A 340-nucleotide genomic window follows, 5' to 3' on the forward strand; every position below is an offset into this window, starting at 1 on the left:
CGATTCACTCGTTAACCAAAAACCATACCCATATGCTTTAAACAGCGGAAATGTCCATAACGGCTTTCTTTCCATTTATGAATCTTGCCGAGTTTCTATTATGGATATGCTCGTATCACTACCAGCCCATAAAAAACTCCTTGCAACAGGTCATAGCTTAGGCGGCGCGCTCGCCACACTACATATACTCGATGCGCGTATCAACACCGCCTTCGCACAGTACGGTCTTTATACATTTGCCTCTCCCAAAGTGGGCGATATTGCATGTCGTAATTATTATAAACTACAAGTAGCTAGTAGCTTTCGCTTCGTTAATCTATTTGATGTCGTTCCTCTTCTC

1 protein-coding gene is annotated in these 340 nt (G+C 42.9%); it reads left to right on the plus strand.

The window, feature by feature from the left end:
- The coding region (locus tag ACSG5Z_RS29840) for a lipase family protein (protein ID WP_435712746.1) at positions 1–340 on the plus strand (340 nt) is incomplete at both ends.

Origin of the sequence: Bacillus pretiosus, assembly GCF_051294775.1 — a bacterium.
Lineage (GTDB): Bacteria > Bacillota > Bacilli > Bacillales > Bacillaceae_G > Bacillus_A > Bacillus_A wiedmannii.